We start from the raw sequence: 21,578 nt of genomic DNA, 5'->3' as shown, positions 1-21,578 counted from the left end.
TCACTCCCGTCCGAGGTCGCGGTGGATCGCCCTCGCGTCGAGGCCGGCATCTCGCAGCCGCCTGGAGATCTCCTCCGCCATCGCCACGCTGCGGTGCTTGCCGCCTGTGCACCCGATCGCCACGCGCATGAACCTCTTCCCTTCGTGGAGGTAGCCCTTGGTCACTCCGATGAGCACCGGAACATACCCGCTCAGGAACTCCTCCGCGCCAGGACGCGAGTAGACGTAGGAGGCGACATCGGGATTGTCGCGCCCGTTGCCGCCCCGAAGCTCGGGCACCCAGTGCGGGTTGGGCAGGAAGCGCATGTCGGCGAGGAAGTCGGCGTCGACCGGGATGCCGTACTTGAACCCGAAGCTCACCACCGACACCTTCAGCGTCGTACGCTCCGGCGTGCCGAACGCCTCGGCGATCCTCGCGGTGAGCTGGTGCACGTTGAGCTGGGTGGTGTCGATGACCAGGTCGGCAGCGCCTCGCAGGGTGGCCAGCACCACCCGCTCCCGCTCGAGCGCGTCCAGCAGCCGCTCGTTGCCGCGCTGCATCGGGTGTGGCCGCCGGGCGGCCTCCTGACGTCGCACGAGGGTGTCGTCGGCGGCGTCGAGAAATACCAGGGTCGTACGCCGCCCGGTGGCCTTCTTCGCCACGATCTCCTCGAGCTCGGCGAAGAACGAGCCGGAGCGTACGTCGGTGACGACCGCGACGGGCTGCTCTGGGCCCCGCGCGGCGTCGACCCGCTCGACCACCTGCGGGAGCAGGCTCGGCGGCAGGTTGTCGACGACGTAGTAGCCGAGATCCTCCAGCTCCTTGGCCGCGGTGCTTCGCCCCGCACCTGTCATCCCGGTGATGACGACGACCTCACCCTTGTGCATTGACCTACTCCTCGATGATCTCGCCGGTGGTGACGTTGATGGAGCCAACCCTGCCACCCTTCGACGTCTGCTCCACAGCGGTCTTGATCGCGGTCGCGGTGCTGGGCCCGATGCCTGGCACCTGGGCGATCTCCTCGGCGCTCGCCTCCCGGAGCTTCTTCAGGGAGCCGAAGTGCTTCAGCAGGGTCTTGCGGCGCACCTCTCCCAGGCCCGGCACGTCGTCGAGCATGCTCTCGACCATCGACTTGCTCCGACGGCCGCGGTGGTGGGAGATCGCGAACCGGTGCGCCTCGTCACGGATCCGCTGCAGCAGGTAGAGGCCTTCCGAGCTGCGCGGCAGGATGACCGGGTCCTCCTCGTCGGGCACCCAGACCTCCTCCAGGCGCTTGGCCAGGCCCACGACCGGGATGTCATTGATGCCGAGCTCGGTCAGGGCCCGCTGGGCGGCCGCGACCTGAGGCGCGCCGCCGTCGACGACGACCAGGCCCGGTGCGTAGGCGAACTTGCGGGGCCGGCCGGTCTCGGGGTCGACGAGCATGGGCCCGTTGGCTCCCTCGACCTCCGCGCTGACCACCGATGTCGACTGCTCATCGAGGAGCCGCTTGAACCGCCGGGTGATCACCTCGTGCATCGCCTTGACGTCGTCGGAACCGTCCTGGCCCTTGATCACGAAGCGGCGGTATTCGGACTTGCGGGAGAGCCCGTCCTCGAAGACCACCATGCTGGCCACGATCTCGGTGCCCTGCAGGTGGGAGATGTCGTAGCACTCGATCCGCAGCGGCACCTCGTCGAGCTCGAGCGCCTCCTGGATCTCCTCCAGCGCCCGGTTGCGGGTGGTGAGGTCGCTGGCGCGCTTGGTCTTGTGGAGCGCGAGCGACTGCTTGGCGTTGTTGGCGACGGTCTCCTGCAGCGTCTTCTTGTCGCCTCGCTGCGGCACCCGGATCCTGACCTTCGCCTTCCGTACGTCGGAGAGGAGCTCCTCGAGGGTCTCGTGATCGGGCGGGAGCGCGGGCACCAGGATCTCGCGCGGGATCGCCTCGGCGTCCTCACCGGCGTAGAGCTGGAGCAGGAAGTGCTCGACGAGGCCGGCGGTGTCGGCGTCGTCCATCCGGTCGGCTACCCAGCCGCGCTGGCCCTTGATGCGGCCGCCGCGTACGTAGAAGATCTGCACGCCGACCTCGAGCGGGTCCTCGGCCAGCGCGATCACGTCGGCGTCGGCGCCGTCACCGAGCACGACGGCCTGCTTCTCCAGGGCCCGCTGCATCGCGGAGAGGTCGTCGCGCAGCCGCGCGGCCTTCTCGAAGTCGAGCGCCTCCGAGGCGGCGTACATCTCCTTCTCGATGCGGCGTGTGAAGGTCGTGGTCTGGCCGGCCATGAAGTCGCAGAAGTCGTCGACGATCTCGCGGTGGTCCTCGGGCGAGATCTCGCCGACGCACGGTGCGCTGCACTTGTCGATGTAGCCCAGCAGGCAGGGACGGCCGATCTGCTGGCTGCGCTTGAAGACACCGTTGGAGCAGCTGCGCATCGGGAAGACCCGCAGCAGGATGTCGACTGTCTCCCGGATCGCCCAGGCGTGGCCGTAGGGGCCGAAGTATCTGGTGCCCTTGCGCTTGGCGCCACGCCCCACCATCACCCTCGGGAACTCCTCGGAGAGCGTGACCGCGAGCCAGGGATAGGACTTGTCGTCGCGGTACTTGACGTTGAACCGCGGGTCGAACTCCTTGATCCAGGTGTATTCGAGCTGGAGCGCCTCGATGTCGTTGTTGACCGTGGTCCACTCGACCCCGGCGGCGGTGGTGACCATCGTGGCCGTACGCGGGTGGAGACTGGGGATCGGCTGGAAGTAGTTCGCGAGCCGTTGACGCAGGTTGATCGCCTTGCCGACGTAGATCACCCGCCCCTTGGGGTCGCGGAACCTGTAGACCCCCGGTTGGGTGGGGATGTCCCCCGTCTTGGGCTTGTAGCTGCGCGGGTCTGGCACATCGCCAGCCTATCGGCGCCCACCGACATCCGAGCCCGGGGCGCGGGCTCGGATGTCGGACCCACCTCAGCCGAGCAGCTCCAGCTCGGAGAGCGTGATCCGGTCGCCGGCCGATCCGGTGAACTCGATCCGGTAGCGGTCGTACGTCGCCTTCGAGTCGAGCTTGAACGGCCTGGTGGCCTGCTGCCAGTCGAACTTCTCACCGGAGCGCTCGTCGAGCTTCTTCCAGCGCTTCCCGTCCTTCGACCCCTTGAGGACCCAGCCGGCCGGTGAGCCGCCCGCGACCCCGTTGGTGAGCGTGTAGAACGAGACCGGGAGCCGCTTCTTGTTCAGCCGGAGCTCCACCCAGCCGTCGCCGGCCACGGTGGTCTCGGTCCCGGAGTCGTTGTCGACCAGGGTCTCACCGTCGCCGCCGCTGGTCAGGACCGTGCCCTTGCCGGGACCGGACCTGTCGGCGATCGGCTGGGCCGGCTTCGACCCGTGGGTCATCGACGGGGGCGCGGCCGACCGCTTGGTGCCCCACGAGGACGGCTTCGGCCCCATGTCGAACTCGATCGTGCCGCCGTCGGCGAGCTCCTTGTGGGAGACGTACGTCTTGTCCCACTTCTTGCCGTCGATCTCGACGCCCTGCACGTAGACGTTCTCCGTGCTGTTCTTCGGCGCCTTGACGACCAGGTCCTTGCCTCCCTCGAGGTGCAGCGTCGCCTTGGTGAACAGCGGCGAGCCGATCACGAGGTTCTCGCTGCCCATCTGCAGCGGGTAGAGACCGAGGGAGGCGAACAGATGCCATGCCGAGGTCTCGCCGTTGTCCTCGTCGCCGCCGTAGCCCTGCCCGATCTCCGAGCCGGTGTACATCCGGCGCAGGGTCTCGCGGACGATCTTCTGCGTCTTCGACGGCTGGCCCGCGTAGGTGTACATCCACGGGATGTGGTGGCTGACCTGGTTGGAGAAGCCCCACTGCCCCATGCGTACGTCGCGGGCCTCACGCATCTCGTGGATGATGCCGCCGTAGGAACCGGGGTACTCCCCCGTCTCCGGGGTCGCAAAGAAGGTGTCCAGCTTCTTCGCCAGACCGTCACGGCCGCCGTAGAGGTTGGCCAGACCCTGGCCGTCCTGCGGAGTGTGGAAGGCGAAGTTCCACCCGTCGGTCTCGGTGTAGTCGTGGTCGTTGCCCCACACGAGCGGGTTGTAGTCGGCCGGAGACTTCTTGAAGGTGCCGTCGGTGTTGCGGCCCTGGAAGAAGCCCACCTTGGCGTCGAAGGTGTTGACGTAGTTGCGGGCCCGGTTGAGGAAGTACTCCGACTCCTCGGTATAGCGCTTCTTCTCGGCTCCGGAGATTCCGTCGCGCTCGGCCAGCGCGGCGGCCATGTTGCCGATCCCGAAGTCGTTGATGTAGCCCTCCAGCGCCCAGGAGACGCCTTCGCCCACCGTCGCCGGCGTGTAGCCGAGGAACGCCGAGGTCTGCATGCCCTTGCGGCCCACGTTGGAGTTGGTCGCCGTGCCCGGTGGCCGGACCGTGGCGTTCTTCACGGCGGCCTCGTAGGCGGCCTCGGCGTCGATCCCCTCGACACCCTTGACGTACGCATCGGCGAAGGAGACGTCGGAGCTCGTCCCGGTCATCAGGTTGGCGTAGCCCGGGGACGACCAGCGTGAGATCCAGCCGTTGTCCTTGTACTGCTGCACGAACCCGTTGACCATCTCAGCGGCCTGGCTGGGCTCGAACAGCGAGTAGGCGGCCCAGGTGGTGCGGTAGGTGTCCCAGAAGCCGTTGTTCACATAGACCTTGCCGTCGTTGATCTCCGCGCCCGTGTGGGTGGGCGTGGTGCCCGGCGGGTTGCCCTCGTCCGAGGTGGACTGCACGGCGTGCTGCCAGCGCGGATCGTCGGCGGTGCCGGTGTTCTCGTGGCCCGAGTTGGGGTAGAGGAACAGCCGGGCGAGGTTGGAGTAGACCGTGGTCTTCTGGTCCTTGGTCGCACCCTCGATGTCGAGGATGTCGAGCTTGTCCTGCCACAGCGCCTTCGCCTTGTCCTTGACGGTGTCGAAGGAGTCGTCGGCGACCTCGAGCTCGAGGTTCTTCTTGGCCTGCTCGGTGCCGATCAGGCTGGTGGCGATGCGCATCGTCACCGTCTTGTCCGCGCCGGGGTCGAACTCGAGATGACCCTGTACGTCGGGGCGGTCGCCGCCGGCGTACTTGCCGCCGCCGGTGACCGGCTGGTCGAAGGTGGCGTAGACGTACATCCGGGTCGCACCGTTGGACAGCCCGCTGCGGGTGTCGGTGTAACCGGAGAGCGTGCCCTTGGCCGGGTCCAGGGTCAGGCCGCCGTTGTTGTTGACGTTGTCGAAGACCAGGCTCGCGTCGTCACCGGGATAGGTGAAACGGAACATCGCCGCGTGGTCGGTCGGCGCGATCTCGGCCCGCTGGCCGTTGTCGAAGTCGACCTTGTAGTAGTAGGGCCGGGCGGTCTCGTCCTCGTGCTTGAAGCTCAGCGACCGTGCCTGGCGACCGGGGTCGGGTGTGCCGGCCGCCGCCGAGGGCATCACCTGGAAGGTCTGCCGATCCCCCATCCACGGGCTCGTCTCATGGCTGAGCGTCAGGGCCTGCAGCCGCGTACGGTTCTGCTTGTCGTTGTCCTCGTGGTAGCGGTAGAACCACGACAGCGAGCCCGCGTCGGTCATCGGTGCCCAGAAGTTGAAGCCGTGGGGTGCGGCCGTCGCCGGGATGTTGTTGCCCCGCGAGAAGTCGCCGCTGGAGTGGGTGCCGCGAGTGGTGAGGGCGTAGTCGGCGCGGCTGGTCACCTCGGGGCTCTCCGGAGCCGCGGTGATCTTGATGTCGTCGTACCAGCCACGGAACTTCGTCGGCCCGCTCGGGGTGTCGACGGCGACCAGGATGCGGTCGATCGTCTTGCCCGCGGCCACCTCGCCGATGACGGAGGCCTTCTTGTTCCACTGGTTGGTGTAGAGCGACTTCGACTCGCCCTGCCCCTTCGGGGAGAGCTCGTAGCCCTGCGCGTCGAGTGCGCCCAGGTCGGAGAGATGGGTGCCGTCGGTGAAGGTGAGGTCCACGGAGGTGTAGGTGCTCGGATAGCTCAGGTCGCCCTCGATGAACTCGGGGAAGACCAGGTAGGACAGCTCGGTCGTCCGACCGACCGCGATGTCGACGTCGAAGACCCGGTTGTAGGAGAACCCGCCGCGGTCGGGAGTGACCTTGCCTGCGTACTCGAGGGTGTGCAGCCCGGTGAAACCGACCTTCGACTTCGAGGCGTACGCCGACGCGGGGCCGTCGTCGGGATGGCTGGTCATGTTCTCCAGCGGCGGCGGGGGCTCGGAGCCGTCGGAGAGCTGCCACTCGGCCAGCTGCAGGATGTCGCCGGACTGGTTGGCGGAGATGTCGATCCGGTAGTAGGCGAACGCCTGCGGCGAGGCGATCTCGAACTCCTTGGTCTCGAAGCGCTCCGCCCACGACTGGCCGGTGCGGCTGTCGAGGGTCGTCCAGCTCTGGCCGTCGGTCGACCCCTGGATCTCCCAGTCCTTCGGGTCGCGTTCGGCGGCATCGTTGGCCGAGGTGAGGGCATACCTCACCACGTTGATCGGCTGGTCGAGCTTGATCGTCACCCAGCCGCTGGTGTCGAAGGTCAGCCACTTGCTGTTGACGTCTCCGTCGACGAGCTCGGCCGCTCCCTCGCCGGGGTTCTCGCCGCTCGCCGTCGCCTCGGTGATGTGGCTGGAGATGTCACCGGGGATGCCGGACGGGTCGGGGCCGACGACGCCGCGTGCACGGGGCTTGCCATCGTCGTCGGTGTCGACCAGGTCGGCCCACGTCGGCTGCGGGTCCTCCTCCTCGAAAGAGGTCGCCCAGTCGCCGTCGGCCACGCCCTCGATGTGCTCGGGGTCGGCGGTGCTGCTCTTCGGCGCGGTCGGCTCGGGAGCTTCCGGGGTCGCGAAGGCGGGCGTGGTGCCGCTCGTCGCGAGCATCAGTGCCGCTGGCGCGGCGATCATCGCAGCCAGGCGATAGACCCGGCCTCGTCTCGTTGGTCCTGCATCCCAGTCGTGCATCGATGTGATCTCCTTCACATGTGGGGAACAGTGCGATCGAACACCGGGATGACAACGTTGTCAACGCTGTTTGCCGCATAGTTGCGCGTGCTTCCCGGCCTTCGACCCCTTGCTCCTTGGCCGACACACCGCCGAAGGTGACATCGTTGTCGTCGCCCGAGGGGCGACCTACGCTGAGCGCGTGAGCCTCCCTCCGCCCGAGACGACCCGTCAGCAGCGCCGGCCGACCATGAAAGACGTCGCCGCGGCGGCCGGCGTGAGCCTGAAGACCGTCTCGCGCGTGGTCAACGGTGAGGCCAACGTCAACGACGAGCGGCGTACGGCGGTGCTGGAGGCGGTCGCGAAGCTCGGCTTTCGTCGCAACGCCAGCGCCCGCGACCTCCGGCAGGGACGCTCCGGCACCGTCGGCCTGCTCCTCGAGGACGTCGCCGACCCGTTCTACTCGATCCTGTCCCGCGCGGTCGAGGAGGTCGCGCGAGATCACCGCACGATGGTCTTCGCCGGGTCGTCGGCGGAAGACTCGGCCCGCGAGCGTGAGCTGGCGCTCGCGTTCTGCGAGCGGCGCGTGGACGGCCTCATCGTCGTGCCGGCAGGCGCGAGCCACTCCTACCTCCTCCCCGAGATGCAGGCCGGCATCCCGGTCGTCTTCGTCGACCGGCCACCCGGCGACATCGAGGCCGACATGGTCCTCACCGACAACGCCGGCGGCACCAGGCGCGCGGTGGAGCACCTGCTGTCCTTCGGCCACCGGCGTATCGGCTTCATCGGCGACGCGCCGCAGATCTACACCGCGGGCGAGCGCCTGCACGGTTATCGGCAGGCCCTGGAATCGGCCGGGATCGACTTCGACGATGACCTGGTGACCCAGGAGGTGCCGTCGGCCGCCGCGACGGCCGATGCACTCGACCGCCTGCTCGAGGCACCCTCGCCCGCGACCGCGCTGCTCTGCGGCAACAGCCGCACCACGGTCAGCGTGCTGCGCGAGCTCGCTCAGCGCGAGATCCGGCTCGCGCTGGTCGGCTTCGACGACGTCGAGCTCGGCGACCTCCTCCAACCCGGGCTCACCGTGGTCGCCCAGGATCCCGGCGCGATGGGCGCGGCCGCCGCCCACCTGCTCTTTCAGCGCATCACGGGAGCTGCCGTCGGCCCGACACAGACGGTCACCATCGGCACCCGGCTGATCCCGCGGGGCTCAGGCGAGCTGCCGCCGGCCTGACGCCGACCGATGCCGATCATTGAGGATCTTCACGGCCAAGTCACCCGGTTTTTAAGTCTAGTGGTCTAGTATTCTTACGTGCCCTGTCGTGACCGCTATGGATACGCGCTGACCACCAGCGACGAAGCCGCCCAGGCCTACTCCCAAGGCCTGCTCGACGTGCTTCGGCTGCGCGACGGCGCGCTGGCTTCGTTCGCGAGGTCGATCGTGCTCGACCCGACCTTCGCGCTCGGGCATGCCGCACTCGCGCTGCTCGGCCACGAGATGTGCGCTCCTGTCGACATCGGCGCCCGCCTGAGGCAGGCACACATGCTCGTACGGCGCACCACCGAGCGCGAGCGCAGCCACGTCCACGCGATCTCCGCCCACATCGGCGGCAACCCACGACCGCTGATCGACCACCTCGCCGCCTTCCCGCGTGACGCTCTCCTGCTCTCGACCGCGGTGCCGACGATCGCTTTCGCCGGGGCGACCGAGGTGCCCGAGGAGGCCTGGGCGATCGTGGAGCGTGCGGCTCCGGCCTACGGCGACGACTGGTGGTACACCGGACTCCTCGCCTTCGTACGCCAGGAGCAGCTGCGGTTCGACGAGGCGATGGCACTCTCGTGCTCCTCGCTCGCCGTCGAGCCCGGCGCCGGCCACTCCGCCCACGCCCGTGCGCACGCCCACTACGAGACCGGTGACCACGAGGCCGGTCTGGCCTGGATGTCGACGTGGGTGCTCGGCGACGGCGCCGAGATCGACTCCCTCTCGCACTTCTCCTGGCACGCCGCGCTGCACGAGCTCTCGCTCGGCGACCTGGATGCCGTACGCCGCCGCTACGAGACGCAGCTCCAGCCCGGCAACGCGCTGGGCTGCCGGGCACTGGTCGACTCCGGTTCCCTGCTGTTCCGGTGGGCGCTCACCCCCGGGGCCACCGACGTGCCCGACATCGCCGAGGTCGTACGCGTCACCGGCCGCGAGACGATGATCCGCCCGGCCACACCGTTCCTCGCCATGCACACCGCGATCACCCACCTGGCCACCGGCGACATCGGCGCGCTCGACGAGCTGCGGGCATGGGCCGCCGGCCACCGGCACCCGACGATGGCGACGGTGGTCTCCCCGCTCGCCGCCGCGCTCGGCCTGATGGCGCGCGAGCAGCACTCTGCGGCCGCCGACCGCCTGGCCGCCCTCGCCCCGTCGATCCGCCGCCTCGGTGGTTCGGACGCACAGCGCGAGGTCATCGAGGAGGCGCGCATCGCCGCCCTGCTCCGCGCCGACCGCTGGGACGACGCCCGGATCCTTCTCGACGCCCGCCTCGACCGCCGCCGCTCCCCCCGCGACGACCTCTGGCGTACCCAGGCTCTCGCCCGCACCTGACCAGCCCCCAGCCGAGAAGTCACCCCTGCAGGCCGAAGCGTCACTTCTGCAGGCCGAGTGGGCACCTCGATGCCGCCTCGACCTGCAGGAGTGACGTCTCGGCCTGCGCGGGTGACTCTTCGGCCTGCGGGAGTGACGTCTCGGCGTGGATGGGGTCAGCTGGGGACGATCTCGCCGCCCGTGACCTTGAAGGGGACCTCGGTGAGGGGGTCGGTGGCGGGTCCTTGGGTGGCCGAGCCGTCCTCGATGGAGAAGCGGCTGCCGTGGCAGGGGCAGTCGATGGTGCCGTCGACGACCTTGGTCACCGGGCAGCCCTGGTGGGGGCAGGTTGAGCTGAAGACCTTGAAGGTGCCCTTGGTCGGCTGAGTGGCCACCAGGTTGCGGTCGGCGACGATCACTCCGCCACCGACAGGCACCTCGGCGGTCGCGATCAACGGGCCGTTCCCGGTCGGCTCAGAGCCGCTACCGGAGTCGCCGCTGCCGCCGCACGCCGCGAGGAGGGGGCCACCGACGACGGTCACCGCGGTGCCGGTGACGACCTTGCGCCGGGTGATTCGAGATTCACTCATGTCACAAGAATAGGTGCGCCACGGGCCAGGATCGGAGGCGGAGCGTAAACCTTCAGCTGATTCTCGGCCTGCTCAGGACGCGGTGACCTTCTTCCCCGTCGTCGCCTTGGTGGCTGCGCTCTTGGCCGCGCCCTTCTTGGCGGTCGACTTCTTGGCCGCTGCCTTCTTCGCCGGGGCAGTCTTCGCCTTCACCGGCGTGAGCGGCGGCTGCTCGGCAGCCTTGCCCTCGAGCTGGGCGGCGAGGAAGCCACCGGTGTGACTGCCGGGGGTGGCGGCAACGGTCTCCGGGGTGCCCTCGGCGACCACGGTGCCTCCCCGGTTGCCACCTTCCGGCCCCATGTCGATGATCCAGTCAGCGGTCTTGATCACGTCGAGGTTGTGCTCGATCACCAGAACCGTGTTGCCCTTGTCGACCAGCGAGGAGAGCACGCCGATGAGCTTGCGGATGTCTTCGAAGTGGAGGCCGGTGGTCGGCTCGTCGAGCACGTAGAGGGTCTTTCCGGTCGAGCGCTTCTGCAGCTCGGAGGAGAGCTTGACCCGCTGCGCCTCACCGCCGGAGAGAGTGGTCGCCGGCTGCCCCAGGCGTACGTAGCCGAGCCCGACCTCGACCAGCGTCTTCATGTGGCGGGCGATCGCCGGCACAGCAGCGAAGAAGTCGACGGCCTCCTCGATCGGCATGTCGAGCACCTCGGCGATCGACTTGCCCTTGTAGTGCACCTCGAGCGTCTCGCGGTTGTAGCGCGCTCCGTGGCAGACCTCGCACGGGACGTAGACGTCGGGCAGGAAGTTCATCTCGATCTTGATCGTGCCGTCACCCGAGCAGGCCTCGCAGCGGCCGCCCTTGACGTTGAACGAGAAGCGGCCCTGCAGATAGCCGCGCATCTTGGCCTCCGGGGTGGAGGCGAAGAGCTTGCGGATGTGGTCGAAGACGCCGGTGTAGGTGGCCGGGTTGGACCGCGGCGTACGCCCGATCGGGGACTGGTCGACGTGGATCACCTTGTCGACGTTGTCGAGCCCGGAGATCTTGGTGTGTCGGCCCGGCACGGTGCGGGCACGGTAGAACTCCTTGGCCAGCGCGGTGTAGAGGATGTCGTTGACCAGGGTGGACTTGCCCGACCCGGAGACACCGGTGACCGCGAGGAAGAGCCCGAGCGGGAAGGTGACGTCGATGTCCTTGAGGTTGTTCTCCCGGGCACCGTGGACGGTCAGCTCGCGGCCCGCCGTGCGCGGCCGTCGTACGGCCGGGACGGCGATCTCGCGACGACCCGCCAGATACTGGCCCGTCATCGACTCCTCGTTGGCGAGCAGCTCCTTGACCGGACCGGAATGGATCACCTGACCGCCGTGCTCACCCGCCCCGGGGCCGATGTCGACGACCCAGTCGGCGACGTTGATGGTGTCTTCGTCGTGCTCGACGACGATGAGCGTGTTGCCGAGGCGCTTGAGCCTCTGGAGCGTCTCGATCAGGCGGTGGTTGTCGCGCTGGTGGAGCCCGATGGACGGCTCGTCGAGCACGTAGAGGACCCCGACCAGACCGGACCCGATCTGGGTGGCCAGCCGGATCCGCTGCGCCTCGCCACCGGAGAGCGACCCCGAGGGCCGCTCGAGGGAGAGGTAGTCGAGGCCGACGTCGAGGAGGAAGCGCAGCCGCGCCTGGATCTCCTTGAGCACCTGCTCGGCGATCTGCCGCTCGCGGCCGCTGAGCTCGACGGTGTCGAGCCACTCGGCGGCCTCGTTGAGCGGGAGCGCGCACAGCTCGGCGATGTTGAGACCGCCCTCGCTCCGCTCCCCCAGCGTCACCGAGGTCGAGACCGGCTTGAGCCGGGTGCCGTGGCAGGTCGGGCACGGCACCTGGCGCATGTAGCCCTCGAAGCGCTCGCGGGTGGTGTCGGACTCGGCCTCCTTGTGGCGTCGCTCCACCCAGCGGCGTACGCCCTCGAACTCGGCGTCGTAGGATCGGCGGCGGCCGTAGCGGTTCACCGAGACCACATGCACCTTGTGGCCGTGACCGTCGAGGATCGCCTTCTGGCCCGCGGCCGAGATGTCGTGCCACGGCGTCTCCAGGTCGAAGCCGAGCTCGCCGCCGAGCGCCTCGAGGAGCCGCAGGAAGTAGTCAGCGACGTGGGCCTGCGACCACGGCTGCAGCGCGCCCTCGGACAGCGTCGCGGCCGGGTTGGGGACGACCAGCTCGGGGTCGACCTCCATCCTGGTGCCGAGGCCGGTGCACGCCGGGCAGGCCCCGAACGGAGAGTTGAACGAGAACGAGCGCGGCTCGAGCTCGTCGGTGTCGAGCAGGTGGTCGTTGGGGCACGACATCCGCTCGGAGAACTTCATCTGCTCGCCACTGTCGACGAAGTCGAAGACGACCAGACCACCGGCAAGCTCCAGCGCGGTCTCGACCGAGTCGGTCAGCCGCCGCTTGGAGGACTCCTTGACCGCGAGCCGGTCGATGACCACCTCGATGGTGTGCTTCTTCTGCTTCTCCAGCTTCGGTGGCGCGTCGAGCTGGTGGGTCTCGCCGTCCACCCGCACACGCGAGTATCCCTGCTGCTGCAGCTGGCTGAAGAGCTCGACGTACTCCCCCTTGCGCGCCCGGATCACCGGAGAGAGCACCTGGAACCGGCGCCCCTCCTCCAGTGTGAGGACGTGGTCGACGATCTGCTGCGGCGTCTGCCGCTCGATCGGCGAGCCGCACACCGGGCAGTGCGGGCGCCCCGCGCGCGCGTAGAGCAGACGGAGGTAGTCGTAGACCTCGGTGATGGTGCCGACGGTGGAGCGAGGGTTCTTCGAGGTCGACTTCTGGTCGATCGAGACCGCCGGAGAGAGCCCCTCGATGAAGTCGACGTCGGGCTTGTCCATCTGGCCGAGGAACTGGCGGGCGTAGGCCGAGAGCGACTCGACATAGCGTCGTTGCCCCTCGGCGAAGATGGTGTCGAAGGCGAGGCTCGACTTGCCGCTGCCCGACAGCCCCGTGAACACGATCATCGAGTCTCGGGGCAGGTCGAGAGAGACATCCTTCAGGTTGTGCTCCCGGGCTCCCCGGATGACCAGCTGCTGCTCCACCACGTTCTTTTCCTCGTCCTGTGCTATCGCATCGCGCTACCGCGTCGAACAGATGTTCGCATCATACGACGCCAAGAAGACTCTCAGATTGCACCCTCTCACGGAGCACCGACAATTTTGCCTGCCGCGTTGTCCGGCGTGCTTGCATAGACGCATGAGCGATGTCCCCTCCACTTATACAGGCGCCGTGAAACCCGGCGGACCGGCCGACTCCCGCGAGCTCGCCGGGCTGAGCATCACGAAGGTCGCGGTCGACGAGCAGATGTCCAACAACTGCTATCTGCTGCGTTGCCGGGCCACCGGCGAGCAGCTCCTCGTCGACGCCGCCGCCGAGCCGGACACGCTGCGCCCCCTGATCGGCGACCGGCTCGCCACCGTCGTCACCACCCACCAGCACTGGGATCATCACCGCGCCCTGGCCGACGTGGTCGCCAGCACCGGCGCCGCCACCGTCGCCGGTGAACCCGACGAGGCTGCGATCACCGAGGCCACCGGCGTACGCATCTCGCGCCCCGTCGCCCACGGCGACACGGTCACGGTCGGCGACTGCACCCTGGAGGTGATCGCGCTGCGCGGGCACACACCGGGCTCGATCGCGCTCGTCTACCGCGACCCCGAGGGCACTCCCCACCTGTGGACCGGCGACAGCCTCTTCCCGGGCGGCGTCGGCAACACCCAGAAGGACCCCGTACGTTTCACCCAGCTGCTCGACGACGTGGAGGAGCGCATCTTCGCGACCCTCCCCGACGAGACCTGGTTCTACCCCGGGCACGGAGACGACTCCACCCTCGGCGCGGAGCGGCCTCACCTCGCCGAGTGGCGCGAGCGCGGCTGGTGACCCGGTCAGCTAGTCGATCTCGATGACCTCGTGCGGATCGGGCGCCGGAGTGGGCGTCTCGGTCGGCTCCGGCTCCGTCGTCGGGTCTGACGGGCTCGGCTCCTCGGTCGGCTCCGGCTCGGTGGTGCGGGTCGGCCGGGAGGTCGGCTCCGACCCGCCGGGCTTCGTGGGCTCGGCGCTCGCCGGCGGAGCCGACGGGGAGTCCGGCGCGCCGGTCGGCTCCGTGCCCGGCTCGCGCGAGACGTACGCCTCCGGCTCGGGCTCGCTCACGGCCTCCGGGCTCGCCCCCTCGGAGGATTCGGCCGATGGCTTCTCGGTCGGCGTCGAGGCGCGCGAGCGCGGCAGGGGCTCCACCTCGGAGTATCCCGTGCCGACATCCTCGAACCCGGTGACCGGCTCCTGATCAGGCTGCTCGGCCTCGGCCAGGCTGCCGAGCAGGACGACCACCCCGAGCCCGGCCACGACAGCGCCCGCCAGAATGCCCCCGACAGCGATCTGCTTGCTCTGCAACTCGACTCCCTGTGCATGCCCCGCGCATGATGTGGCGCACAGCGTAGGGCAGAGCCGCCCGGAGCATGACCCTCCCCGGGGCATCCGGGGCGACAGGACCGATCGAGTCGGCCGCAGGTCGCTCCCGGATCACCTGCAGGTCACGCGCAGATCACTCGGTCGGCTCGGAGGGCGAGCCGCTGGGGTCGTCGGGCGACTCGCTGGGATCGCTCGGCGACTCGCTCGGGTCGCTCGGCGACTCGCTGGGCTCACTGGGCGACTCGCTCGGGTCGCTGGGCGACTCGGTCGGCGACTCGCTCGGGTCACTGGGCGACTCGGTCGGCGAGCCACTGGGGTCGCCCGGCGACGACGACGGCGGCTTGGACGTCGGCCGCTGCTCCGTCGGGATCCGCGAGGGACGCTCGGGGTAGGGCGAGGTCGAGCCCGTGATCGACTCCTCGATCGCCCGCGGGCTCGCCGGCATCGTGTCGGGTGCCTCCGTGCCGGGCGCCCGGTTGTAGGGCTGGGTCTGCGGCGTCTGGGACGACTTCTCCGACTTCTCCAGGGGCGCCACCGGGGAGACCGGTGAGATCAGCTCGCTTGCGCCTTCGTCGGTCGCGTAGGACGGCGGTGGCTCCTCGGCCCCAGCGTTTCCGACGACCAGCCCACCGATCCCGACGCTCGTCATGGCCATTCCGGCGGCCATCCCAGCCAAGGCGATCTGCTTACGACGCAACACAATTCCCCCGAGATTGACTCGACTTCGTATCTGCACATGCACGGTAGACCCACAAGGATCCAAACCGGGTGACCACTATTGGCGTGTCGGGGGTCCCTCACAAGTCCTCGCCATCTATCATCTGACCGGTATCACCCCAGGTCGGAGCCGCGTTCGCCCTCGGCGAAATGACGAGACCTCCGATCTGACCAGCGCTAATGTGACGGCATGGGCGAAGTGATCAGGTTCCCCGGACATCCACAGCCGGGCAAAGACAAATTTCTGCCGTTGTGGCGAGAAGCCGCCGGCCAGGTGATCCGCGAGGAACGATCCCGCCAGGAACGCACCCTCGCGGACGTCGCCGGCGAGGCCGGGGTCTCCACCCAATACCTCTCCGAGATCGAGCGCGGCCGCAAAGAGCCCAGCTCCGAGATGCTCCAGGCGGTCGGCGGAGCGCTCGGCCTCGGCTTGGTCGACCTCACCGAGCGCGTCACCCGCACCCTGCGTGCCGCCTCCCGCCCGGCCGGCCCGCTCGCCCTGGCTGCCTGAGCCTCACACCGCGGTGAGCTTGCGGCTCTCCAGCACAGCATCGGCCAGTCCGTACGCCACCGCGCCCTCGGCTCCGAGCACCAGGTCACGCTCGGTGTCGGCGTGGATCTTCTCCGGCTCGTGACCGGTGTGCCGCGCCAGCAGAGCGTCCATCTCGGCGCGCACCCGGGCGATCTCCTTCGCCGCGACCTGCAGGTCGGTGACATCGCCCCGCTGACCGTCCTGCCCGGGCTGCTGCAGCACCACCCGCGCGTGCGGCAGCACCATCCGCCGCCCGGGCTCCCCCGCCGCGAGCAGCACCGCCGCGGAGCCCGCCACCTGTCCGACGCAGGTGGTCGCGACCGTGGCCCGGATGAACTGCATCGTGTCGTAGATGCCGAGCATCGCGGTGGGGTCGCCGCCGGGTGAGCTGAGATAGAGGTTGATCTCCGACTCCGGCGCCTCCGACTCCAGGTGGAGCAGCTGGGCGATGACCACGTTGGCCACGCCGTCGTCGATCGGCGTGCCGACGTAGACGATCCGGTCGGAGAGCAGACGGCTGTAGATGTCGACGGCCCGCTCACCGCGACTCGTCTTCTCAACAACGGAGGGGATCGTGTACGAGCTCATCGCGCCACCCCCGTAGAGAGACCGAAGGCGACGCTGCGCGGCTGCTGCACCGGGGTCACCGACTGCACGTCGGCGAGCACCTCGTCGACGAACCCGTAGTCACGTGCCTCCTCAGCGGTGAACCAGCGGTCGCGCAACGAGTCGTTGTCGATCTGCTCGACGCTCTGCCCGGTGTGCTCGGCGGTGATCCGCAGCATCTGCTCGGTCATCCGCGCCAGCCTCGTGGCCTGCACCTCGATGTCGGCCGCCGACCCGCCGATGCCCGCCGACCCCTTGTGCAGCAGCACCTCGGTGTGGGGCAGCACGTAGCGCTTGCCCGGGGTGCCGGCGGTGAGCAGGAACTGGCCCATGCTCGCCGCCATCCCCATGCCGAGCGTGGAGACGTCGTTGGGGATCAGGTTCATCACGTCGTAGATCGCCATCCCTGCCGTCACCGACCCGCCGGGGCTGTTGATGTAGAGGGAGATGTCGCGCTGCGGGTCTTCGGCCGAGAGCAGCAGCAGCTGCGCGCAGATCCGGTTGGCGATCGCATCGTCGACCTCCTGGCCGAGCACGATGATGCGCTGGTTCTGGAGTCGTGCCGTCAGCTGCTCGTCGAGCGGCCCCGCACTGATGGGTGTCTGGGTCATGTCTTCGACTCTGGAGCAGCCGGCGGCGGCGTACCAGCGAATCTGCCGCAGGCAGATCTGCCCACAGCAGAACCCCGCACCGCGGCGACCGCACCGATAGGTTGACGTCGTGCGCTGTGTGATTCTCGATGACTACCAAGACGTGGCCAGGTCGTACGCCGCGTGGGACTCGCTCGACGGGGTCGACGTCGACTCGCTCACCACCCACCTCGAGCCGGACGCGCTCGTCCAAGCCCTCGACGGGGCCGAGATCGTGGTGGCGATGCGGGAGCGTACGCCGTTCCCGGCCGACCTGCTCCAACGCCTTCCGCACCTGAAGCTGCTGGTCACGACCGGGATGCGCAACGCCTCGATCGACCTGCAGGCGGCCGCACGGCTCGGCGTCACGGTGTGCGGCACCCCGTCGAGCCCGCATCCGCCGGTCGAGCTGACCTGGGCGTTGATCCACGCGCTGACCCGCCACATCGTCACCGAGGCGACCAGCCGCGCCTGGCAGAACACCGTCGGCAGCGACCTGCACGGGCGCACTCTCGGCCTGCTCGGGCTCGGCAAGATCGGCAGCCGGGTCGCAGCCGTCGGGCAGGCGTTCGGGATGGACGTGGTCGCCTGGAGTCCTCATCTCACCGCCGAGCGGGCCGGGGCGGTCGGGGTGCGCGCGGTCGAGAAGGCCACGCTGTTCGAGACCAGCGACGTCGTCTCGGTCCACCTGGTGCTCTCCGAGACGACGCGGCACATCGTCGCCGACGCCGACCTCGCCCGGATGAAGCCGACGGCCCACCTCGTCAACACCTCCCGCTCCGGGCTGGTCGACACCGAGGTGCTCATCGCGCACCTGCGCGCCGGCACGATCGCCGGCGCCGGCCTGGACGTCTTCGACGTCGAGCCCCTTCCGGCCGACGACACCCTCCGCAGCCTCCCCACCGTGGTCGCCACGCCTCACCTCGGCTATGTCACCGACGACAACTACCGCCGCTTCTACGGCGGCGCCGTCGAGGACATCACAGCCTGGCTGGCCGGCGACCCGATCCGCGCTCTGGCGCCGCCGCCCGGCTGATCAGCTGCGGCGCCGGACGTACGGCGTGGTGGTGCCGACCTTCACCAGACCCGAGCGCTCCAGGATGGGGCGGGAGAACTCGGTGGAGTCGCTGTGGATGAAGCGCTTGCCGCGGGCGATGGCGGTGCGGGCCCGGGCAGCGGTGAGAGCTCGGTAGATGCCTCGGCCACGCCAGCTCTCCACGGTGGCGCCGCCCCAGATGCCGGCGAACTCGGTGGCCTCGACGAGGTCGATCCGCCCGGCGCTGAGGATCTCGCCGGCCGCCTCGGCGACCCACATCTCGCTCTCCCCCGCCGCGATCCCCCGCAGCTGGTTGGCGACCCGGGCTTCCGACGGCGGCGTGCCGAAGACGGCGTCCTGCACGATGCTGGCGGCGCGTACGTCCTCCTCGCTGGTGATCGCACGCAGGCTGACCTCCTCCGGCAGCGGCACGTCGACCGCCAGGAGCACCGCCTCACCGATCATGATCGACTCCGGGTCCTCGGGTGCGAACCCCTGCCGCAGCAGCGCATCGTGAAGCCCCGCAGCATGATCATGGCCGCGGGTCTTCCACTCGACCTCCTCGATCGCGGGGTCGGCGTCGAAGTGCGCGACCGCCACGGAGACCAGCTCCTCGATCCGGGTCACGTCGGCGCCGTCGAGGTCCTGGTAGGAGATGAATCCCCGGCCACCACCGAAGGTGGCCAGCCGCAGCGGCCCGTGCCGGGTCACCCTCACCGCCCCGGCGGTCTCGGCATCGGTTCGCAGCTGTTCGTCATAGGCCCTGAGCATGTCGAGAAAACTAGGCCGATCTCGACCCCGAAAGCATGTAGTTATCGCCCGGCCGGCTCCGTTCCCCTCATGAATGACGCTCACCAGGAGCGTCCGAAGTGGAAGGGTGAGGACATGCCTCGCTACCTGATGATCCTGAACTACACCGGCGGCGTCGACAAGACTCCCGGCGGGATGGCCGGCTGGAGCGCCGAGGAGCTGCAGGGCCACGCCAGCTACTACGAGCGGCTCAACAAGGCGCTGACCGACTCCGGCGAGCTGGTGCAGCTCGAGGCGCTCACGCCGCCCGACCAGGCGTTCGTGGTCACCTCCGACGGCACCGACACGACCGTGACCGACGGCCCGTTCCAGGAGTTCAAGGAGTGGGTCGCCGGCTACATGATCATCGACGCCGAGACCGAGGCGCGCGCGCTGGAGATCGCCGGGCTCTACTCCGCCGTCCCCGGCGCCGGTGGGCGGTCGACCCAGCAGCCCGTCCAGGTGCGCCGGATGTATCACGGCACCGACGGCTCCTCGGTCGAGGACACCATCGCCTTCGGCGAGGCGAGCATCGAGTGAGCGACCCGATGCCTGGCGGCGACCTGCTGCGTGAGCTCACGCCGCAGGTCGTCGCCATCGTCACCCGCCGCTGCGGCGACTTCGACACGGCCGAGGACGCGGTGCAGGAGGCGCTGATCGAGGCAGTGCGTACGTGGCCGGAGCGGGGCATCCCGGAGCAGCCGCTCGGCTGGCTGGTCACCACCGCGGTGCGCCGGCTCGTCGACGCCAAGCGCAGCGAGTCGCGCCGGCGCGACCGGGAGCGTGCCGACCATCTCGCCGAGCCCGAGGGCCAGGAGACGTACGCCGCTGACGACTCCCTCGACGTGCTCCTGCTCTGCTGCCATCCCAGCCTCACCCCGGCCTCCGCGGTCGCCCTGACGCTGCGGGCCGTGGGTGGCCTCACCACCCGGGAGATCGCGCACGCCTACCTCGTGCCGGAGAAGACGATGGCGCAGCGGATCTCGCGGGCGAAGGCGACCATCAAGGGCCGCTCGCTCGGGATCGACGGCACCGCCGACCTCTCCGCCAGGATCCCGGCGATGCTGAAGGTGCTCTACCTCCTCTTCAACGAGGGGTACGTCGCGACCGAGGGCGACCATCTCCAGCGGGTCGACCTGTGCGCCGAGGCGATCCGGCTGGCTCGGCTCGCGCGCACCGCGCTCTCCCGGATCACCGGAAGCGGCCACGGCGAGCTCGGCGGGCTGCTGGCGCTGATGCTGCTGCTCGACGCTCGCCGCCCGGCGCGCATCGACGCCCATGGTGCGGTGGTGCCGCTGGCCGACCAGGACCGGTCGCTGTGGCGGAGCGAGGCCACGGCCGAGGGCGTCGACCTGATCGGCAGGGTCATCGGCTCCGGTCGGCCCGGCACCTATCAGATCCAGGCCGCGATCGCCGCGCTCCACAATCGCGCGCGATCGGCCGAGGAGACCGACTGGGTGCAGATCACCGCGCTCTACGGACTCCTGGAGGAGGTCGCGCCGGGGCCGGTCGTGACGCTCAACAGGGCGGTCGCCGTCGGTTACGCCGACGGGGCGGGCCCCGCGCTCGCGCTTCTCAACGAGCTCCTGCGGAGCTGTGCCGACGCGGGCGACGCCGGCTTCGCCGACCATCCTCGGGTGCCGGCGGTGCGCGCTCACCTCCTCGAGCTCGCCGGCGACCTCGACGGTGCTGCCGCGGCGTACGACCTCGCCTCGGTGCGCGCCACCAACCTCGCCGAGCGACGTTTCCTGATCTCCAAGGCCGCGGTGCTCCGCGATGCGCGCCGGTGAGTTCTACTGAGAACCGTTCTCAGGCTAGGCTTTGCCTGTGATCGAACTGCGCACTCCGACCCAGATCGAGCAGATGAAGCCCGCGGGCCGATTCGTGGCCGATGTCCTGACCGCACTCCGCGAGCACGCCGCCGTGGGTGTGAACCTGCTCGAGCTCGACGAGCTCGCGCACAAGATGATCAAGGACCGCGGCGCGGAGTCGTGCTACATCGACTATCACCCGAGCTTCGGCGCGATGCCGTTCGGCAAGGTGCTGTGCACGTCGGTCAACGACGGCGTGCTGCACGGCCTGCCCCACGACTACACGCTGGCCGACGGCGACCTGCTCAGCGTCGACTTCGCGGCCAGCGTCGACAACTGGGTCTCCGACTCCGCTCTCTCGGTCGTCGTGGGCACCCCGCGCCAGGAGGACCTCGACCTGATCGAGACCACCACCCGCGCCCTCGAGGCCGGCATCGACGCCGCCCGCGCCGGCAACAAGATCGGCGACATCTCGCACGCCATCGCCAGCGTCGCGCGCGAGAAGGGCCTCAAGATCAACACCCAGTTCGGCGGCCACGGCGTCGGGCGCACCATGCACGGCGACCCGCACATCGCCAACGACGGTCGCCCCGGACGCGGCTTCAAGCTGCAGCCGGGTCTGGTGATCGCGATCGAGCCGTGGTTCCTGCACACCACCGACGAGATCTTCACCGACCCCGACGGCTGGACGCTGCGCAGCGCCGACGGCTCCCGCGGCGCCCACATGGAGCACACCGTCGCCATCACCGAGGACGGCCCGCCGCTCGTCCTCACCGCCCGGGACTGACCCGCACCGTCGAGGCGTCACCTCTGCAGGCCGAGTAGGCACCACCGTGACTTCTGAGCCTGCAGAAGTGACGCCTCGACCTGCAGGAGTGACTTCTCGACCTGCGGGGGCGACTTCTGGGCAAAATAAAAGTCAGCCGCTGGCGTCTCGGGTCACCAGCGGCTGACAAGAAGAACGTTAGCCGACGACCTCGA

18 protein-coding genes are annotated in these 21,578 nt (G+C 69.2%); 8 read left to right on the top strand and 10 right to left on the bottom strand.

The window, feature by feature from the left end; translation table 11 throughout:
• The 3 genes from rapZ to FB381_RS10060 all read right to left on the bottom strand — a co-directional run bounded on the left by rapZ (position 1) and on the right by FB381_RS10060 (position 6,844).
• On the bottom strand, positions 1-867 hold the full coding sequence (rapZ, locus tag FB381_RS10070; protein ID WP_141780165.1) for an RNase adapter RapZ: 867 nt from the start codon (positions 865-867) through the stop codon (positions 1-3).
• A 4-nt stretch (positions 868-871) separates the two neighbouring features.
• Entirely contained in the window at positions 872-2,848 is a 1,977-nt protein-coding gene (gene uvrC / locus FB381_RS10065) for an excinuclease ABC subunit UvrC (RefSeq protein ID WP_141780164.1), read from the bottom strand.
• A gap of 66 nt (positions 2,849-2,914) precedes the next feature.
• On the bottom strand, positions 2,915-6,844 hold the full coding sequence (locus FB381_RS10060; RefSeq protein ID WP_246088047.1) for a GH92 family glycosyl hydrolase: 3,930 nt from the start codon (positions 6,842-6,844) through the stop codon (positions 2,915-2,917).
• A 238-nt stretch (positions 6,845-7,082) separates the two neighbouring features.
• Between FB381_RS10060 and FB381_RS10055 the strand changes: the two genes are divergently transcribed.
• Both FB381_RS10055 and FB381_RS10050 read left to right on the top strand, forming a co-directional pair.
• The gene (locus tag FB381_RS10055; protein WP_141780162.1) at positions 7,083-8,117 is read left to right on the top strand and encodes a LacI family DNA-binding transcriptional regulator; all 1,035 of its coding nucleotides are present in this window, start codon (positions 7,083-7,085) and stop codon (positions 8,115-8,117) included.
• A 78-nt stretch (positions 8,118-8,195) separates the two neighbouring features.
• Complete coding sequence (locus FB381_RS10050) at positions 8,196-9,479, top strand: tetratricopeptide repeat protein (RefSeq protein WP_141780161.1); 1,284 nt, start codon at positions 8,196-8,198, stop codon at positions 9,477-9,479.
• Positions 9,480-9,634: 155 nt separating this feature from the next.
• Here the strand turns inward: FB381_RS10050 and FB381_RS10045 are convergent, their stop codons facing one another.
• Positions 9,635-10,048, bottom strand: coding sequence for a Rieske (2Fe-2S) protein (locus tag FB381_RS10045; protein WP_141780160.1), 414 nt, complete (start codon positions 10,046-10,048; stop codon positions 9,635-9,637).
• Positions 10,049-10,120: 72 nt separating this feature from the next.
• Positions 10,121-13,114 carry an excinuclease ABC subunit UvrA gene (gene uvrA, locus FB381_RS10040; protein ID WP_425465442.1) on the bottom strand — a complete coding sequence of 998 codons (2,994 nt, stop codon included), beginning with the start codon at positions 13,112-13,114 and terminating at the stop codon, positions 10,121-10,123.
• 151 nt (positions 13,115-13,265) lie between these two features.
• Between uvrA and FB381_RS10035 the strand changes: the two genes are divergently transcribed.
• On the top strand, positions 13,266-13,949 hold the full coding sequence (locus tag FB381_RS10035) for an MBL fold metallo-hydrolase (RefSeq protein ID WP_141780159.1): 684 nt from the start codon (positions 13,266-13,268) through the stop codon (positions 13,947-13,949).
• Between the two features lie 9 nt (positions 13,950-13,958).
• On the opposite strand, the gene FB381_RS10030 is transcribed toward FB381_RS10035, so the two are convergent.
• Together FB381_RS10030 and FB381_RS10025 are read right to left on the bottom strand one after the other, a co-directional pair.
• A complete protein-coding gene (locus FB381_RS10030; RefSeq protein WP_141780158.1) occupies positions 13,959-14,459 on the bottom strand; it encodes a hypothetical protein in 501 nt (166 codons plus the stop codon).
• 151 nt (positions 14,460-14,610) lie between these two features.
• Entirely contained in the window at positions 14,611-15,132 is a 522-nt protein-coding gene (locus tag FB381_RS10025) for a hypothetical protein (protein WP_141780157.1), read from the bottom strand.
• A 252-nt stretch (positions 15,133-15,384) separates the two neighbouring features.
• On the opposite strand from FB381_RS10025, the gene FB381_RS10020 reads away from it, so the two are divergent.
• The gene (locus FB381_RS10020) at positions 15,385-15,705 is read left to right on the top strand and encodes a helix-turn-helix domain-containing protein (protein ID WP_141780156.1); all 321 of its coding nucleotides are present in this window, start codon (positions 15,385-15,387) and stop codon (positions 15,703-15,705) included.
• Positions 15,706-15,708: 3 nt separating this feature from the next.
• On the opposite strand, the gene FB381_RS10015 is transcribed toward FB381_RS10020, so the two are convergent.
• Both FB381_RS10015 and FB381_RS10010 read right to left on the bottom strand, forming a co-directional pair.
• Positions 15,709-16,314 (bottom strand): ClpP family protease, encoded by a 606-nt coding sequence (locus FB381_RS10015; RefSeq protein ID WP_141780155.1) that lies wholly within the window; start codon positions 16,312-16,314, stop codon positions 15,709-15,711.
• Positions 16,311-16,943, bottom strand: coding sequence for a ClpP family protease (locus tag FB381_RS10010; protein WP_141780154.1), 633 nt, complete (start codon positions 16,941-16,943; stop codon positions 16,311-16,313). Before FB381_RS10010 ends, FB381_RS10015 begins: the two co-directional genes overlap by 4 nt.
• Before the next feature lie 109 nt (positions 16,944-17,052).
• Between FB381_RS10010 and FB381_RS10005 the strand changes: the two genes are divergently transcribed.
• Positions 17,053-17,997 carry a D-2-hydroxyacid dehydrogenase family protein gene (locus tag FB381_RS10005; RefSeq protein WP_141780153.1) on the top strand — a complete coding sequence of 315 codons (945 nt, stop codon included), beginning with the start codon at positions 17,053-17,055 and terminating at the stop codon, positions 17,995-17,997.
• Here FB381_RS10005 and FB381_RS10000 read toward each other — a convergent pair whose 3' ends face one another.
• A complete protein-coding gene (locus tag FB381_RS10000; protein WP_141780152.1) occupies positions 17,998-18,768 on the bottom strand; it encodes a GNAT family N-acetyltransferase in 771 nt (256 codons plus the stop codon). It lies immediately after the preceding gene.
• A 69-nt stretch (positions 18,769-18,837) separates the two neighbouring features.
• Between FB381_RS10000 and FB381_RS09995 the strand changes: the two genes are divergently transcribed.
• The 3 genes from FB381_RS09995 to map are packed head-to-tail and all read left to right on the top strand — an operon-like array spanning position 18,838 to position 21,384.
• Positions 18,838-19,326, top strand: coding sequence for a YciI family protein (locus FB381_RS09995; protein WP_141780151.1), 489 nt, complete (start codon positions 18,838-18,840; stop codon positions 19,324-19,326).
• A complete protein-coding gene (locus tag FB381_RS09990; protein WP_246088046.1) occupies positions 19,323-20,576 on the top strand; it encodes an RNA polymerase sigma factor in 1,254 nt (417 codons plus the stop codon). The genes FB381_RS09995 and FB381_RS09990 overlap by 4 nt, the downstream gene beginning before the upstream one ends.
• Before the next feature lie 37 nt (positions 20,577-20,613).
• Positions 20,614-21,384, top strand: a complete 771-nt coding sequence (map, locus tag FB381_RS09985) for a type I methionyl aminopeptidase (RefSeq protein WP_141780150.1) — start codon at positions 20,614-20,616, stop codon at positions 21,382-21,384.
• The last annotated feature ends 194 nt before the right edge of the window (positions 21,385-21,578 follow it).

The organism is Nocardioides albertanoniae (genome assembly GCF_006716315.1).
In the GTDB taxonomy this organism is placed as follows: Bacteria; Actinomycetota; Actinomycetes; order Propionibacteriales; family Nocardioidaceae; genus Nocardioides; species Nocardioides albertanoniae.
Note: the sequence above shows the minus strand (reverse complement) of the source record. Positions and strands in the feature narration are given on the sequence as shown.